The 14,483-nt window shown below is 73.7% G+C and carries 13 protein-coding genes; 9 read left to right on the top strand and 4 right to left on the bottom strand.

Translation table 11 applies throughout. The features are described 5' to 3' along the window. Positions 1–3: 3 nt before the first annotated feature. Complete coding sequence (locus tag PV342_RS15940; RefSeq protein ID WP_500317540.1) at positions 4–573, bottom strand: 2-oxo-4-hydroxy-4-carboxy-5-ureidoimidazoline decarboxylase; 570 nt, start codon at positions 571–573, stop codon at positions 4–6. Between the two features lie 283 nt (positions 574–856). Between PV342_RS15940 and PV342_RS15935 the strand changes: the two genes are divergently transcribed. The 5 genes from PV342_RS15935 (at position 857) to PV342_RS15915 (ending at position 5,501) form a co-directional block, all read left to right on the top strand. Then, a complete protein-coding gene (locus PV342_RS15935; RefSeq protein ID WP_500317538.1) occupies positions 857–2,419 on the top strand; it encodes a beta-N-acetylhexosaminidase in 1,563 nt (520 codons plus the stop codon). Between the two features lie 239 nt (positions 2,420–2,658). Then, complete coding sequence (locus PV342_RS15930; RefSeq protein ID WP_500317611.1) at positions 2,659–3,186, top strand: RNA polymerase sigma factor; 528 nt, start codon at positions 2,659–2,661, stop codon at positions 3,184–3,186. A gap of 51 nt (positions 3,187–3,237) precedes the next feature. Continuing rightward, a complete protein-coding gene (locus PV342_RS15925; protein WP_500317537.1) occupies positions 3,238–3,870 on the top strand; it encodes an RNA polymerase sigma factor in 633 nt (210 codons plus the stop codon). Next, positions 3,867–4,877 (top strand): hypothetical protein, encoded by a 1,011-nt coding sequence (locus tag PV342_RS15920; RefSeq protein WP_500317536.1) that lies wholly within the window; start codon positions 3,867–3,869, stop codon positions 4,875–4,877. The genes PV342_RS15925 and PV342_RS15920 overlap by 4 nt, the downstream gene beginning before the upstream one ends. Before the next feature lie 198 nt (positions 4,878–5,075). Next, a complete protein-coding gene (locus tag PV342_RS15915; protein WP_386991545.1) occupies positions 5,076–5,501 on the top strand; it encodes an SRPBCC family protein in 426 nt (141 codons plus the stop codon). On the opposite strand, the gene PV342_RS15910 is transcribed toward PV342_RS15915, so the two are convergent. Next, positions 5,492–6,379 (bottom strand): L,D-transpeptidase family protein, encoded by an 888-nt coding sequence (locus PV342_RS15910; RefSeq protein ID WP_400799006.1) that lies wholly within the window; start codon positions 6,377–6,379, stop codon positions 5,492–5,494. The two genes, PV342_RS15915 and PV342_RS15910, sit on opposite strands and share 10 nt — an antisense overlap. Positions 6,380–6,502: 123 nt before the next feature. On the opposite strand from PV342_RS15910, the gene PV342_RS15905 reads away from it, so the two are divergent. Beyond that, the gene (locus PV342_RS15905; protein WP_400799003.1) at positions 6,503–8,083 is read left to right on the top strand and encodes an acyl-CoA mutase large subunit family protein; all 1,581 of its coding nucleotides are present in this window, start codon (positions 6,503–6,505) and stop codon (positions 8,081–8,083) included. A gap of 304 nt (positions 8,084–8,387) precedes the next feature. Here PV342_RS15905 and PV342_RS15900 read toward each other — a convergent pair whose 3' ends face one another. Beyond that, complete coding sequence (locus tag PV342_RS15900; RefSeq protein WP_400799000.1) at positions 8,388–9,737, bottom strand: polysialyltransferase family glycosyltransferase; 1,350 nt, start codon at positions 9,735–9,737, stop codon at positions 8,388–8,390. After that, complete coding sequence (locus PV342_RS15895) at positions 9,737–10,717, bottom strand: glycosyltransferase family 2 protein (RefSeq protein WP_400798997.1); 981 nt, start codon at positions 10,715–10,717, stop codon at positions 9,737–9,739. Before PV342_RS15895 ends, PV342_RS15900 begins: the two co-directional genes overlap by 1 nt. Positions 10,718–10,904: 187 nt before the next feature. Between PV342_RS15895 and PV342_RS15890 the strand changes: the two genes are divergently transcribed. The 3 genes from PV342_RS15890 to PV342_RS15880 are packed head-to-tail and all read left to right on the top strand — an operon-like array spanning position 10,905 to position 14,481. Continuing rightward, entirely contained in the window at positions 10,905–12,212 is a 1,308-nt protein-coding gene (locus PV342_RS15890) for a DUF6716 putative glycosyltransferase (RefSeq protein WP_500317532.1), read from the top strand. A 29-nt stretch (positions 12,213–12,241) separates the two neighbouring features. Continuing rightward, a complete protein-coding gene (locus PV342_RS15885; protein WP_391577463.1) occupies positions 12,242–13,528 on the top strand; it encodes a cytidylyltransferase domain-containing protein in 1,287 nt (428 codons plus the stop codon). Next, entirely contained in the window at positions 13,525–14,481 is a 957-nt protein-coding gene (locus PV342_RS15880; protein WP_018561279.1) for an N-acetylneuraminate synthase family protein, read from the top strand. Before PV342_RS15885 ends, PV342_RS15880 begins: the two co-directional genes overlap by 4 nt. Positions 14,482–14,483 lie beyond the last annotated feature (2 nt).

Here is a 14,483-nt window from a genome sequence, read left to right as displayed (position 1 = left end):
CCTTCAGGTGTGATCGATCCCGCACGTGTGGGTGTATCGGCCGGGAACCCCGGGCCCGCCGGATGCGTCCCCGAGGGCCAGTCGCGTCAGGCGGGACCGGGTCACCCGGCGCAGTTCCTCGGCGGCCGTGACCCGCTCCTCGTCCGGGTCGTTGGCGAGCCGCTGACGGAGTGACGCCAGCATCCGGTCGAGGGACTCTCCGGGGTGCACCCCGGAGAGGGACAGCACGAAGACGTGGCCGAAGCGCGCCTCGTACGCGGCCTGCGCGGCGCGCAGCGCCGTGTGCGCGGCGAGGCTGCCGCGGGTGGGGGCGGCGTCCGGCGGGGCGCCCGACGCCTCGGCCGCGAGGGCCTCGGCGAGGTCGGCGGGTGTGAGGTCGTAGGCGGCCTCGTCGGCGGCGGCCAGCAGCGCGTCCAGGTCGGGATAGGGACGGTGTGCGGCGACCCGGCGGGCCCAGCGCACGCTGCCGCAGCAGGTCAGCAGGACGGACTCGGCCGCCCCGGGCGAGGCGTCGTTGAGCCGCCGCAGGCCGTGGGGGAGGCCGGGGCGGGCCGCCGGGGACGGCCGGGTCACCCGGCCGCGCGACTGCGCGGGCAGGTGCGCCGGTGCCCGCGGCGGGACGGCGGGAGTGTCGCTGGACAGCGGTGGGCTCCTGGGAGGGAACGGTGGCGGTGGGGGGAACCGCTGGGCGGCTGCGCGGCGTGAACCACAGTGGGACGACGAGTGACGACCACCGTATCGGCCTATGTTCGGCCCTGTCCGACGGATGCACGAATTTCACTCGTACGGGAACGAAAGTGCACGTCTTCCCCTGGTCCGCACGGCGAGATTCCCATAACGGGCATAAATTTGGATCATGTGGCAGAAGCGGACGAAACGTGCCTCGACGTGCGCGGCGACGGCCGTACTGACCGCTGTGCTCGGGGCCGGTCCGGCACTCGCCGCACCCGCGGGGACCACCGCCGCCGGCGCCCCGCGGGCGGGGGATGCGGGCAGGTCCGCCGGGTTCCCGTCGATCCCCGCCGTCCGTTCCTTCGTCCCCGACGCCGGCACCGCCGCCTTCGTGCCGGGACCCGGCTCGCGGGTGGTGGCGCCCGCCGGGAGCACTGTGGAGGACGAGGCGCGGCTGCTCGCGGAGGAGCTCCGACGGCCGTACGCCGGCGGGCCGGCGAGGCCGGGGGACATCTCACTTTCACTCAAACGGAGTAATTCGGGGCCGGAGTCGTACGAGATGACAACGTCGGCCGACGGGGTGACAGTACGCGCCGGCACCGACGCCGGGGTCTTCTACGGCACCCGCACCCTGCTGCAGGCGATCCGCTCGACCGGACGGGTGCCGGCCGGCACCGTCGAGGACCGCCCGGACCGCCAGGAGCGCGGGCTGATGATCGACATCGGCCGCAAGTACTTCACCCGTGGGTGGCTGGAGGCCAGGGTCCGCGAGCTGGGGGACCTGAAGTACAACCAGCTCCACCTCCACCTCAGTGACGACCAGGGCTTCCGCGTGCAGAGCGACAGCCACCCCGAGATCGTCTCGGCCCGGCACCTGTCCAAGGAGGACATCCGCGCCGTGGTCGACCTCGCCGCGCGGCGGCACATCACCGTCGTCCCCGAGATCGACAGCCCCGGCCACATGGGCGCGGTGCTCGACGCCCACCCGGACCTCCAGCTGCGCTCCGCGGACGGCACGCCCGTGCGCGGGGCGCTCGACATCTCCCGGCCCGGCGCGGCGGACGTCGTCGACGACCTGATCGAGGAGTACGCGCCGCTCTTCCCCGGCACGTACTGGCACATCGGCGGGGACGAGTACGGGCCGCTCGTGGCGGACGACCCGGAGGCGTCCTTCCCGCAGATCACCGCGTACGCGCGCGAGCGGTACGGCCCGGACGCGGGCGTGGCCGACGCGGCGGCCGGCTGGCTCAACGACCGCGCCGCCACGCTGCGGTCGCTCGGCAAACGGGTCGAGGCCTGGAACGACGGCTTCTCCGACGGCGCCCGGGTCACCGCGGACCCCGACCGGGTGGTGGCCTACTGGTCCAGCAACAAACTGCGCGGCCGGCTGCCCGAGGACTACCTGCGCCAGGGCAGGCAGCTGCTCAACCTCAACTCCTGGTACCTCTACTACGTCCTCGGCGCACCGGAGAACTTCCCGTACCCCAGCGGACGGCGCATCTACGAGGAGTGGACCCCGGCCGTCGTCTACCGGGACGCCGCCGTGCCCGCGGAGTTCGCGGGACCCGACCGCATCGTCGGCGCGCGGCTGGCCGTCTGGTGCGACCGGGCGGACGCCCAGACCGAGGACGAGGTCGCGGCCGGCATCCGGATGCCGCTGCGCGCGCTCACCCAGAAGCTCTGGGACCCCGGCCGGCCCGTTCTGAGCTGGCAGGACTTCACCGCCCTCGCCGACAGGGCGGGCTGAGCCGCCGCGCGGGGCGCATTTAGGTGAAGCGGCCGAAGTCCGCCTCCCCCCACAGGAGCGTCTTCGGCCGCTTCTGATTGTTAAAGCGTCTACGAGGCCGAAAATGTCACACCCATCGCCAGGGCGGCCCGACAGGTGTGACGATTCAGTGCGAATCCACGCTGTGCGGGATGCCGGCGAGCCGAGGGGACGGTGTGGCCAGCAACGGGGGGCGCCACGATCCGCGGACCGACCGCGACATGGAGCTCGGGGCAGCGGTGGGGCGCGCCCAGGGCGGGGACGAGGACGCCTTCGCGGTGGTCTACCGGCTTCTCCAGCCGCTGCTGTTCGGTTATGTGCGCGGCCTCGTCGGCGACGACGCGGAGGACGTCACCTCCGAGGCCTGGCTCGAAATCGCCCGCGACCTCGGCCGCTTCCGCGGGGACGGGGCGGGGTTCCGTGGCTGGGCGGCGACCATAGCCCGGCACCGGGCCCTGGATCATCTGCGGCGCCAGGACGCCAGGCCCCGCGTCAGCCCGCTCGACGCCGAACTGCTGGACCTCCCCGCGGCCGAGGACACCGCCGACCGCGCGCTGGAGGCGCTCGCCACCGAACGCGCGCTCTCCCTGATCGCCTCGCTGCCGCCCGACCAGGCGGAGGCGGTCCTGCTGCGCGTCGTCGTCGGGCTCGACGCGGCGTCCGCCGCCCGGGTGCTGGGCAAGCGGGCGGGAGCGGTCCGCACGGCGGCGTACCGCGGCCTCAAGCGGCTCGCCCGGCTGCTGTCCTGACCCGTGGTGACCGGCGGGTAGCCGCCCCCGAGGGCCCTGCGGGCGCCGACGATGGGGCAGTATGGTGCGCGATTCCGTGGGGGAGGCTCGAACGTGGATTTGGCGACCGCGGTACGCGCGGCGCAAGAGGGGGACGAGGACGGCTTCCGGTTCGTGTACCGAGCGGTGCAGCCGCAACTGTTGCAGTACGTACGCTCCCTGGTCGGCGCGGTGGACGCCGAGGACGTGGCGTCGGAGGCGTGGTTGCAGATAGCGCGCGATCTGCCGGGCTTCCGCGGTGACGGCGACGCGGTGCGCGGCTGGACGGCCCGGGTCGCCCGCAACCGCGCGCTGGACCACCTGCGGGCGGTCGGCCGCCGGCCGCTCGCCGCCGCCGGGGTGGACGAACTGCTCGACCGGCCCGCCGTGTCGGACACGGCGGAGGAGGCGGTCGCCGCGGTGGGCACCGGTGCCGCGCTGGCGGCCATCGCCGCCCTTCCCCAGGACCAGGCCGAGGCCGTGCTGCTGCGCGTGGTGATGGGCCTGGACTCCCGGTCGGCGGCCGAGGTCGTCGGCAAGAGGCCCGGTGCGATGCGCATGGCCACCAGTCGAGGCCTGCGCCGTCTCGCCGAACTGCTGGATTCCGACGGCGGGTCGTCGAGTGTGACGTTTTCGGCGTCCCGAACGCTTGAGGACATGAGATGAGCGATAACCGAGGACACGACTGGCTGGACGACGCCACCGCCGAGCGGTTGCTGCGGGGTGCCCACGGTGACGATCCCGCGGAGCGGACCTGGCGCGACGAGCGGGCCGCCGCCCTGGCCGGGCTGCTGGCCGCCGCCGCGGCTCCCGCGACCGTCGACCCCGAACGCGAGGAGGCGGCCGTCGCCGCCTTCCGCGCCGCGCGCGACGACGACGCGCTCACCGCGGGCTCCACGGGCGTCCGCGCCGGCACGGCCGACGACTGGTCGCCCGGTGCGGGCGCGGGCGCGGTGTCCCGGCGCGGACGGAGCTGGACGGCCCGTCACTCCAGATCGCTGACGGGGACGTTGATCGCGACCGCCGCGGTGGCGGGGGTGGGCGTGGCGGCCGCCGCCGGCGCGCTGCCCGCCCTGCTCGGCCACGGCGTGCCGGACCCGGCAGCGGTCCACACCCAGGGCGCGGCCACGGCGGCCCCGGACAGCGGTTCGGCGTCCCCCGGCCGTACCGCCCCGCCGGCCCCGGCCACCCCCGGCTCCGGCCCGGGCCGCGACCGCCCGGCGGGCGGCGCGGGCGGCACCCACGGCACCGTCCTTCCCGGCGGGCCCGCCGGGACGGCGCCCTCACCGCCGGCCGTGGACCACAAGGTGCTGTGCCGTGCGTACGCGGCGGCGGAACGGCACCGCAAGAGTGCGGACGAAGAGGCCTACAAGCAGCTGCGCAAGGCGGCGGGCGGCGGCCGGCACCAGATCCGCGCCTACTGCGCCGGGGTGCTCGGCAGCAACCCCGGACACGGGGGGAAGGCCGGCAAGGCCGGGAAGGGGAGCGAGCAGGGCGACGACGACTCGCAGGACGGCCGCGGCCGTCCGGAGAACCGTTCCGGTGGACATCACCGCAGCGGGGACCACGGCCCGCGCGGCACCAACGGGAGCGCGCCGGCGCCCCGTGCCGTCCCGGGCCCCCGCCCCGTCCCTTCCGGGGGCCGGCCGGGACCGCGTCCCGGCCGCGGGTGACATCTCCCGGCTGCCTCCGGGGTGTGACACTTTCGGCCCCCCGGGCGCTTTAACCAGTAGACCGACTGGTCATCGGTCGAGGGGTCGCCCGGTCTCCCCGTATCGGGCCCCCAACGAGGGACGTGGGCGGAGCGCTTTCCCCCCGCTCCGCCCGCGTCCTCACGTGCGCGGCAGGGACGGCGGCGTAGGGTCGACGACGTGATCTTCCGGATCGAGCGGCACTCCCCGCTCCCCGCCGCCGAGGCCTGGCGCCGGGTCACCGACTGGGAACGCCACGCCGCGCTGGTCCCGCTCACCACCACCGTCGTCACGGGGGAGCGGTCGTTCACGGCGCGGACCGGCCTGGGGCGGGCGTCCGTCGACGACCCCATGGAGATCGTGCGCTGGGAGCCGCCGGACGCGGGCCGCCCCGGGCGGTGCCGGCTGGAGAAGCGCGGCCGGACCGTGCTCGGCTGGGCCGAGATCGAGGTGTGGCCGAGCGAGGACGGGGGCTCGCGCGTGGTGTGGCGCGAGGACCTGCGGGTGCGCCCGCTGCCGGCGGCGTTCGACCGGCCCACCGCGTGGGCCGGCCGGCTGCTCTTCGGGCGGGCGCTGGACGGGCTCCTGGCCCGGGCTCACCAGTAGACGACGACCTTGTCGCCGACCCGCACCTGGTCGAAGAGCGCCGAGATCCTGCCGAGGTCGCGGACGTTGACGCAGCCGTGCGAGGCCCCCGCGTAGCCGCGGGCGGCGAAGTCGGAGGAGTAGTGCACCGCCTGGCCGCCGCTGAAGAACATCGCGTACGGCATGGGGGTGTGGTAGATCGTCGACACGTGGTGCCGGCTCTTGGCGAAGACGCTGAAGGTGCCCTCGCGGGTGGGCGTGTACTGCGAGCCGAAGCGGACGTCCATCGCCGAGACGACCCTGCCGTTCACGACCCAGGCCAGGGTGCGGCTGGTCTTGCTGACGCACAGCACGCGGCCCGTCATGCAGCGCGGGTCGAGCTTCGCGACCGGGTTGGCGGTCGGCGGGTACATGGCGTCATGCGTGGGCTGCCGGGTGACCGAGCGCAGCTTCGCCCAGGTCCTGTCGGTGACGGTGCCCGAGGCGGGCAGCTTGTGGCGGGACTGGAAGGCGCGCACCGCGGAGGCGGTGACGTCGCCGTAGTAGCCGGTGGGGTTGCGGCCGAAGAGGCCGAGCTGCTTGAGCCGGGCCTGCAGCTCGCGCACGCGTGCGCTGCTGCTGCCGCGCGCGATGACGACGACCGGCCGGGGGGTGCGGTCGGCCTTCGGCTTCTTCGTGGCGGACGGCGAGGCCGCCGGCGACGGGGAGCCGGTGGCGGGCGCGGTGCTCTGGCTCGGGCTCGCGGAGGGGCTCGCCGCGGAGGCCGAGGTGTCCGGGGCCGCGGAGGCCCTGGCCGTGGGCTCGCTCGCCTGGGCCGTGCAGCCCGCGAGGAGGGCCCCGGTGAGCAGCGCGGCGGCCGCGGCGGCCGCGCGTGATCCTGTAACGGATATGAGTGCCACTGCGTCCCCCTGGAGATGAGTCGGTACCCCCTTTGACTGACTTCCCCGGCATGTAGTTGCACGGGCCAGGTCACGGTTCACCGCACACTGAGAAAGGGGGCCGAGTCGCTGGAGGCATGACGCATGGCACGCGAGTCCGAATCCGGTCTGCCGATCGAGCCCGTCTACGGCCCCGACGCCCTGGACGGCTGGGACCCGGGCGCACGGCTCGGTGAGCCGGGCGGCTACCCCTACACGCGCGGTGTCCACCCGACGATGTACACCACCCGGCCCTGGACGATGCGCCAGTACGCGGGCTTCGGCACCGCCGCCGAGTCCAACGCCCGCTACCGGCAGCTGATCGCCCACGGCACCACGGGCCTGTCCGTCGCCTTCGACCTGCCGACGCAGATGGGCCACGACAGCGACGCCCCCCTCGCCCACGGCGAGGTCGGCAAGGTCGGTGTGGCCGTCGACTCGGTCGAGGACATGCGGGTGCTGTTCGACGGCATCCCGCTCGACCGGGTCTCCACCTCGATGACGATCAACGCGCCCGCCGCCCTGCTGCTCCTGATGTACCAGCTGGTCGGCGAGGAGCAGGGGGTGCCCGCGGACCGGCTCACCGGCACGATCCAGAACGACGTGCTCAAGGAGTACATCGCCCGCGGCACCTACATCTTCCCGCCCAAGCCCTCGCTGCGGCTGGTGTCGGACCTCTTCCGCTACTGCCGGGCGGAGATCCCGCGGTGGAACACCATCTCCATCTCCGGCTACCACATGGCCGAGGCCGGCGCCTCGCCCGCGCAGGAGATCGCCTTCACCCTCGCCGACGGCATCGAGTACGTCAGGACCGCACTCGCCGCGGGCATGGACGTCGACGACTTCGCGCCGCGGCTGTCCTTCTTCTTCGTCTCGCGCACGACCCTCCTGGAGGAGGTCGCCAAGTTCCGTGCCGCCCGCCGCATCTGGGCCCGCGTGATGCGCGAGGAGTTCGGGGCGCGGAACCCCAGGTCGCAGATGCTGCGCTTCCACACCCAGACCGCGGGCGTGCAGCTCACCGCGCAGCAGCCCGAGGTGAACCTGGTGCGGGTCGCCGTCCAGGGGCTGGCGGCGGTGCTGGGCGGCACGCAGTCGCTGCACACCAACTCCTTCGACGAGGCGATCGCGCTCCCCACGGAGAAGTCCGCCCGGCTCGCGCTGCGCACCCAGCAGGTCCTGGCGTACGAGACCGACGTGACGGCGACCGTGGACCCCTTCGCCGGGTCCTACGTCGTGGAGTCGATGACCGACGGCATCGAGGCCGCCGCCCTGGATCTGATGGCCAGGGTGGAGGAGTTCGGCGGGGCGGTGAGCGCGATCGAACACGGCTTCCAGAAGGCCGAGATCGAGCGCAACGCGTACCGGATCGCCCGGGAGACCGACTCCGGGGAACGGGTGGTCGTCGGCGTCAACCGCTTCCAGCTGGAGGCGGAGGAGCCGTACGAGCCGCTGCGCGTCGACCCCGCGATCGAGGCCGCGCAGGTGGAACGGCTGGCCGCGCTGCGGGCCGGGCGCGACGGACGTGCCGTGGACGCCGCGCTGTCCGCGCTGCGCAAGGCCGCCGAGGGCACGGAGGACGTCCTGTACCCGATGAGGGACGCCCTCCGTGCCCGCGCGACGGTGGGCGAGGTCTGCGGCGCGCTCCGCGAGGTGTGGGGGACGTACGTCCCCTCGGACGCGTTCTGAGTCACCCGGCGAAGCGGGCGAGCCGGGCGGTGACGCGCTCCGGCTCGCGCGTGGCGAGGCCGACGTAGCCGTCGGGGCGGATCACGAACAAGCCCTCGCCGTAGGGGTGCCGGGAGAGGTTCGACCACTACGACGCGCGCTTCGAGACCGGGCTGCGGATCCTCGTCGCGGGCATCGAGCGGACCCTCGCCCCGGACGGCGCGCGGTAGTCACCCAGGCGGTCGTCACTAGCGGTTTCGGGACGCCGAGGGGCCGGCGCGGCACTCCGCGCCGGCCCTCGTCGCTCCGGCCCCGAACGCCGGGGTCAGCGGCGGGACGCGACGTGCTTGATGCGCCGCGCGACCCTGCGCACGGCCGGGTTGTCCGGCAGGAAGGCCAGCCGGGAGGGCACCGCTCCCGGCAGTGCCAGTGACGCCAGCCGACGCCGCCTGAAGTAGCGCCAGGTGCCGCCGTCCAGGTTGTCCGTCAGATAGCGGACCGCGTCGTCACGCAGGCGCGCGTACGCCTGGGGCTGCATGCAGTAGCCCACGGCACGCACCAGGGGCGTCAGGTCGCGTGCGACCTGCTCCGCCGTCGGCGGCCGCCAGGCCTGCGTCGCCTGCCGGTCCTCCAGGTCCGGCAGGAGACGGTCTGCGATCGTGACGGGCACGCGGTTGCTGTTCGGGTACGGCGACAGCCGCTCCAGCACCAGTGCGGTGCCGACGCGCGCGACCGGCAGCCCGTACAGGACGGACGCGGTGAACAGCGCGGTGGAGAAGCAGCCGGCGACCAGCCGCGGGCGGACCCGCAGGAACAGCACCTCGGCCGGCTCCGACGCCCCGGCAACGGTCAGCTCGGCGCCCAGCGCCTCCGCCTCCCGCTCCAGCCGCCGCGACCAGTGCGCCGGCGCCGTCGGGTGCGGCTTGAAGACCACCGTCCGGTGCCCCGCCGCGACCGCGCCGCGCACCATGGCGACGTGCAGTTCCTCCTCCTCGGCGGCGGTGAGGATGTCCAGCGCCGACAGGTACTGGCCGAGCAGCAGGGCGGCGCCCTCGGGGAGCGGGGCCGCGGCCGGGGCCGCGTCGTGCTCCGCGATCTGAGCGAGGACCGCGGTGAAGGCGTCCGCGGGGACGAGCCCGGCCGGGACGTCGTGCTCCGACAGCAGCAGCGGCCGCAGCCCGGGGACCAGGTCCAGGTGCAGCACCCGGTCGACCCGGGTCGTGACCAGTGGGTCCAGCCGGTCCCGGGTCGGGCCGTAGACCATCAGACCGTCGGCGTACACCTCGACGGGCGCGCCCGGGAAGACGTTCACCAGCGCCAGGGCCGGCTCGACGTGCAGCGACTCGACGACCAGCTCGACCTCGTCGTCGCCGAGGCCCCACAGCCGCCGCAGATGGCGCTCCCACAGCGGTACGTCCTCGGGCCGCGGCGACCAGCCCGACGGGTGGAGCGGGGCGATCGTGTCGTTCCACGAGAGCACCCGGTCGAAGCGGCCGCGCAGCGCACCGAAGCCCGGTGCCTTGTCCAGCGCCGGCGAGATCTCGGGTACGGGGGCGTTGTTGCTGACCAGCAGCAGCCTGCGGTCGGCCGGGGCGAACAGTCCGGCGTCCAGCGCGGCGGCCACCGTGGCGGCGCCGAACAGCGTCGACGCCAGGAACACCTGGGTACGGGACATCAGGCGGACACCGCCCCGGCGACGCGAAGACGCCTGCGCGTCCGGCGCAGCAGCAGGCTGCGCTTCATGTCCATCGAGTCCAGCACCTCGTTCAGGATCTCCTGCGGCATCTGCTTCAGGGCGGCCCCGCTCATCGCCTTCAGCCTGCGCGCGACCTGGGGCTCGTAGCGGCCCATGGCGCCCAGGTGGTGGGCGATCACCGCGCAGTAGGTGCGCACGGCCTTGGGGAGGAGGCGGTCCGCGTCGGGGTCCGCCGCGGTCTCGGCGAGGACCTGGTCGAAGGAGCGGATGAAGTCCAGCTGCCGGACGTCGCCGATCTGCGTGAGCGAGGTGGCCACACCGCGCCGGTAGAAGACGCCCAGCAGGCCGACCACCGCGAAGGACTTCGCCTCGCGGTGCAGCCGCCAGATCCACGGCCGGTCCTCGGCCGTGCGCAGCCCGTCGGGGAAGTGCAGCAGCCCCGCGTCGGCCAGCCGCCGGTGGTAGATGCCGGCCCAGGCGTACGGGTAGTCCACCGAGGTCGTGCGGTCGGCGGGCAGGATCGCCTCGCGCGGGTCGAGGGCCACCCCGCGGCGGCCGTGCGGCACCCGGGCGACCGTGCGCCTGCGCCCGTGCGAGACGACGTGGTCGGTGCGCACGAAGTCCGTGCCGAGGGTCTCGATCGCCTCCAGCAGGCGGGGCAGATAGCCCTCGGCCAGCCAGTCGTCACCGTCGAGGAAGGTCAGGTACTCGCCCCGGGCGGCGTCGATGCCGGTGTTGCGGGCGGTGGCGAGTCCGCCGTTCCTCTCGTGGGAGACGAGTATCGCCCCGGGCAGGTCGGGCAGCGCGCGCTCGAGGATTCCGGGGGTGTCATCCGTTGCGCAGTCGTTCACAAGAATGAACTCGAAATCCGCGCGGGCATTCGCGCGGAGGCTCCTCAACATGTCAGGAGCGAACGCCTGCACGTTGTAGAACGGGACGATGACGGAGAGCTTGACCACGTCGTGCACCCTATGGGCCGTCTCGTCCCCTGCTCTGTCTCCTCCCCCACCCCGGGATGAACGGAAGATGGCGGAACCGTGAATCCGTCGCCCCCGGCGGCCGCTTCTTCATTCGGCGGCGCGTTGTTAACCGTCCGTTGGCGTTGCGTTGGAGGCCCGCTCGGAATGCATTCCTAGCGTCTGCGGCGTGCCAGCAAGTACCGCCGACCCGATCAGGGTCACCGTCCTCGCCGACTCGGACACCCGATGGAAATGGGGTGCGCTGACGGCGCGCCGCATCGCCCCGGAGGCGCGGCTCGACGCCCGCCTGCTCCGTGGCCGGGCGACCCCGACCGAGCGCCAGCTCGCCGAGGTCGGCATCCCCGCGGACTCGATGCGCGAGGTCACCGCGGCACAGTTCCTGGCCGGGACCTCCCGCGACACCGCGGACATCGTCGTGCTCTCCTGCGTCGGCGGCACCGTCCAGGCCATGCTGCACGGACTCGGCCGCGCCTGGCAGGGCGCCCCCCGCCGTCCGGTCGTCGTCACCGGGTACGTCGGGGTCGTCTACGAGAAGCTCGCGGACGGGCTCCTGCTGCGGGCCGGCGCCGACGCGGTGCTCGCCAACAGCGCCCACGACGCGCAGCGCTTCCGCGAGGTCTACGGGGGAGTCGGCGCCGACGCCGGGACCGTCGTCGAGACCGCCCTGCCCTTCCTGGAGGGCAAGCCCTACGAGCCCTCCGGGGACCGGCCGTTCACCGTGGTCTTCGCCGTCCAGCCCTCCGTGCCGGACAGCCGCAAGGACCGCACGTACCTGCTGCGCCGCGCGGTGGACCACGCCCGCTTCCACCCGGAGCGCGAGGTCCTGGTCAAGCTGCGCAGCAAGCCCGGTGAGCACACCACGCACATCGAGGAACAGCCGTACCAGAAGCTGGTGTCCAAGCTGGACCCGCCGAAGAACCTCCAGCTCGTCTACGGGCACATGGGCGAGGTCCTGGACCGCACCGACCTGCTGGTCACGGTGAGTTCGACGGCGGCGCTGGAGTCCATGCACCGCGGCATCCCCACGGCCGTCCTCACCGACCTGGGGATCCGTGAGGCGCTGGGGAACCACCACTTCCTCGGCTCCGGGGCCTACGCCTCCTGGGACCAGATCGACTCCGGCGAGGTGCCGAGGGTGCACCCCGACTGGGCCCGCGCCCAGGGCATCGCCTCCGGCGGCGACCCCTTCCGCACCGTGCGCGAGCGCGTCACCGAACTGGCCGCCGCCCCCGGGCTCCCGCCACTGGCGCCGTACTACACGACCGTCACCGCGCCCGGTTACCTGCCCGCAGTGCTCGCCCGCCACGGCCTCGACCCGAAGGGCGAGCCCCTGCCCGGCGCCGTGACCGAGCCGACCGAGCCCAGCGCCCTGCGCCGGACCGTGCGCGACCTCGCGCGCAACTCCGCGCGCGCCGCGTACCGCCAGGGCGTGCAGCGCGTCGCGCCCGTGATCCGCAGGTGGGGTCAGCTGTGAACCCGCCCACCAAGTCGCAAGGAGCCACCATGCCAACGGTGTTGGCCGTCATTCCCGCCCGCGGCGGCTCGAAGGGCGTACCCGGCAAGAACCTCGCCACGGTCGGGGGTGTGCCGCTGGTCGCCCGCGCCGTGCAGGCCTGCCGCGAGGCCGGGCTCGTCACCGACGTCGTGGTCTCCACCGACGATCCCGCCATCGCCGACGCGGCCCGCACCGCCGGCGCCGAGGTCGTCCTGCGCCCGGCCGCCATCGCCGGGGACACCGCGACCAGCGAGGCCGCGGTCCTGCACGCGATGGACGCGCACGAGGCGATGACCGGACGCGGCGCGGACGTGGTGCTGCTCGTCCAGTGCACCAGCCCGTTCATCACCACCGAGGACGTCAACGGCGTGGCCGCCGCGGTCGTGGAGGACGGCGCGGACACGGCCGTGACCGTGGCCCCCTTCCACGGCTTCATCTGGCGCGACGCCGCCGACCAGATCGGTGCCGCCGCCGCGGCCGCCGGCGAGGCCGCCGAGGGCGGCCGGTCCCGTACGACGGTGGCCGCCGCGACCGGCGGCTACGGCGTCAACCACGACAAGGCCCACCGCCCGCGCCGCCAGGACCGGCCGCAGGACCTGCTGGAGACCGGCGCCGCCTACGCGATGCGCGTCCCGGGCTTCCGCGAGGCGAAGCACCGTTTCTTCGGCCACACCGCGCTGGTGCGCACCGACCCCGCCAAGGTCCTGGAGGTCGACGAGCCGGACGACCTGGCCCGCGCCCGCGCCCTGGCCCCGCTGCTCGACACCGCGACGGAGAGCGGCACCGAGGCGCCGGCGCGCCCGACCCGCGACGACGTCGACGCGGTCGTACTCGACTTCGACGGCACCCAGACCGACGACACGGTGCTGGTCGACTCCGATGGACGCGAGGCCGTCACCGTGCACCGCGGTGACGGGCTCGGGATCGCCGCCCTGCGCGACAACGGACTGCCCGTCCTGATCCTGTCCACGGAGACCAACCCGGTCGTCGCCGCGCGGGCCCGCAAGCTCAAGGTCCCCGTGCTCCACGGCATCGACCGCAAGGACCTCGCACTCAAGCAGTGGTGCGAGGAGCAAGGAATCGCCCCCGAGCGGGTCCTGTACGTCGGCAACGACGTCAACGACCTCGGCTGCTTCGCGCTCGTCGGCTGGCCCACGGCCGTCGCCAACGCGCACGACATCGTCAAGGACGCCGCCCGCTCCGTCACCGCAACGCCCGGAGGACGCGGAGCCATCCGCGAGATCGCCTCGTGGATCCTCGGCCCCTCTCTTTCCCGAAGGGAACTCTCCCAGTGACCACCACCAACGCCCGCCTTCGTCCGATCGGCGACCGCCTGGTCGGCCCCGGCCAGCCCGTCTACGTCACCGGCGAGATCGGCATCAACCACAACGGCTCCCTCGAGGACGCCTTCGCCCTGATCGACGCGGCCGTGGAGGCCGGCGCCGACGGTGTGAAGTTCCAGAAGCGCACCCCGGAGATCTGCACTCCGCGCGACCAGTGGGACATCGAGCGGGACACCCCCTGGGGCCGGATGACCTACATCGACTACCGCCACAAGGTGGAGTTCGGTGAGGACGAGTACCGCGCGATCGACGAGTACTGCACCAAGAAGGGCATCGACTGGTTCGCCTCCCCGTGGGACGTCCCCTCGGTCGAGTTCCTGGAGAAGTTCGAGAACGTCCGGGTCCACAAGGTCGCCTCGGCCTCGCTCACCGACGACGAGCTGCTGCGCGCCCTGCGCGCCACCGGCAAGACGGTCATCCTCTCGACCGGCATGTCGACCCCGAAGCAGATCCGCCACGCGGTGGAGGTGCTCGGCAGCGAGAACATCATCCTGTGCCACGCCACGTCGACCTACCCGGCGAAGCACGAGGAGCTCAACCTGCGGATGATCAACACCCTGCAGAGCGAGTTCCCGAACGTGCCGGTCGGCTACTCCGGTCACGAGATCGGCCTGCAGACCACCCTCGCGGCCGTCGCCCTGGGCGCCGTCTTCGTCGAGCGCCACATCACCCTCGACCGTGCCAACTGGGGCTCGGACCAGGCCGCTTCCGTCGAGCCGCAGGGTCTGGACCGCCTGGTCCGCGACATCCGCATCATCGAGCAGGCGCTCGGCGACGGTGTCAAGAAGGTCTACGAGGGCGAGCTCGGCCCGATGAAGAAGCTGCGGCGCGTGCCCGGCGTCATCGCCGAGCAGGAGGCGGCCCAGGCCGCGGCCGCCGCCGAGCCCGAGACGGTGTCGGCCTGATC

Origin of the sequence: Streptomyces sp. PA03-3a, assembly GCF_033792735.1 — a bacterium.
In the GTDB taxonomy this organism is placed as follows: Bacteria; Actinomycetota; Actinomycetes; order Streptomycetales; family Streptomycetaceae; genus Actinacidiphila.
This window is presented reverse-complemented; position numbering and strand designations above follow the sequence as displayed.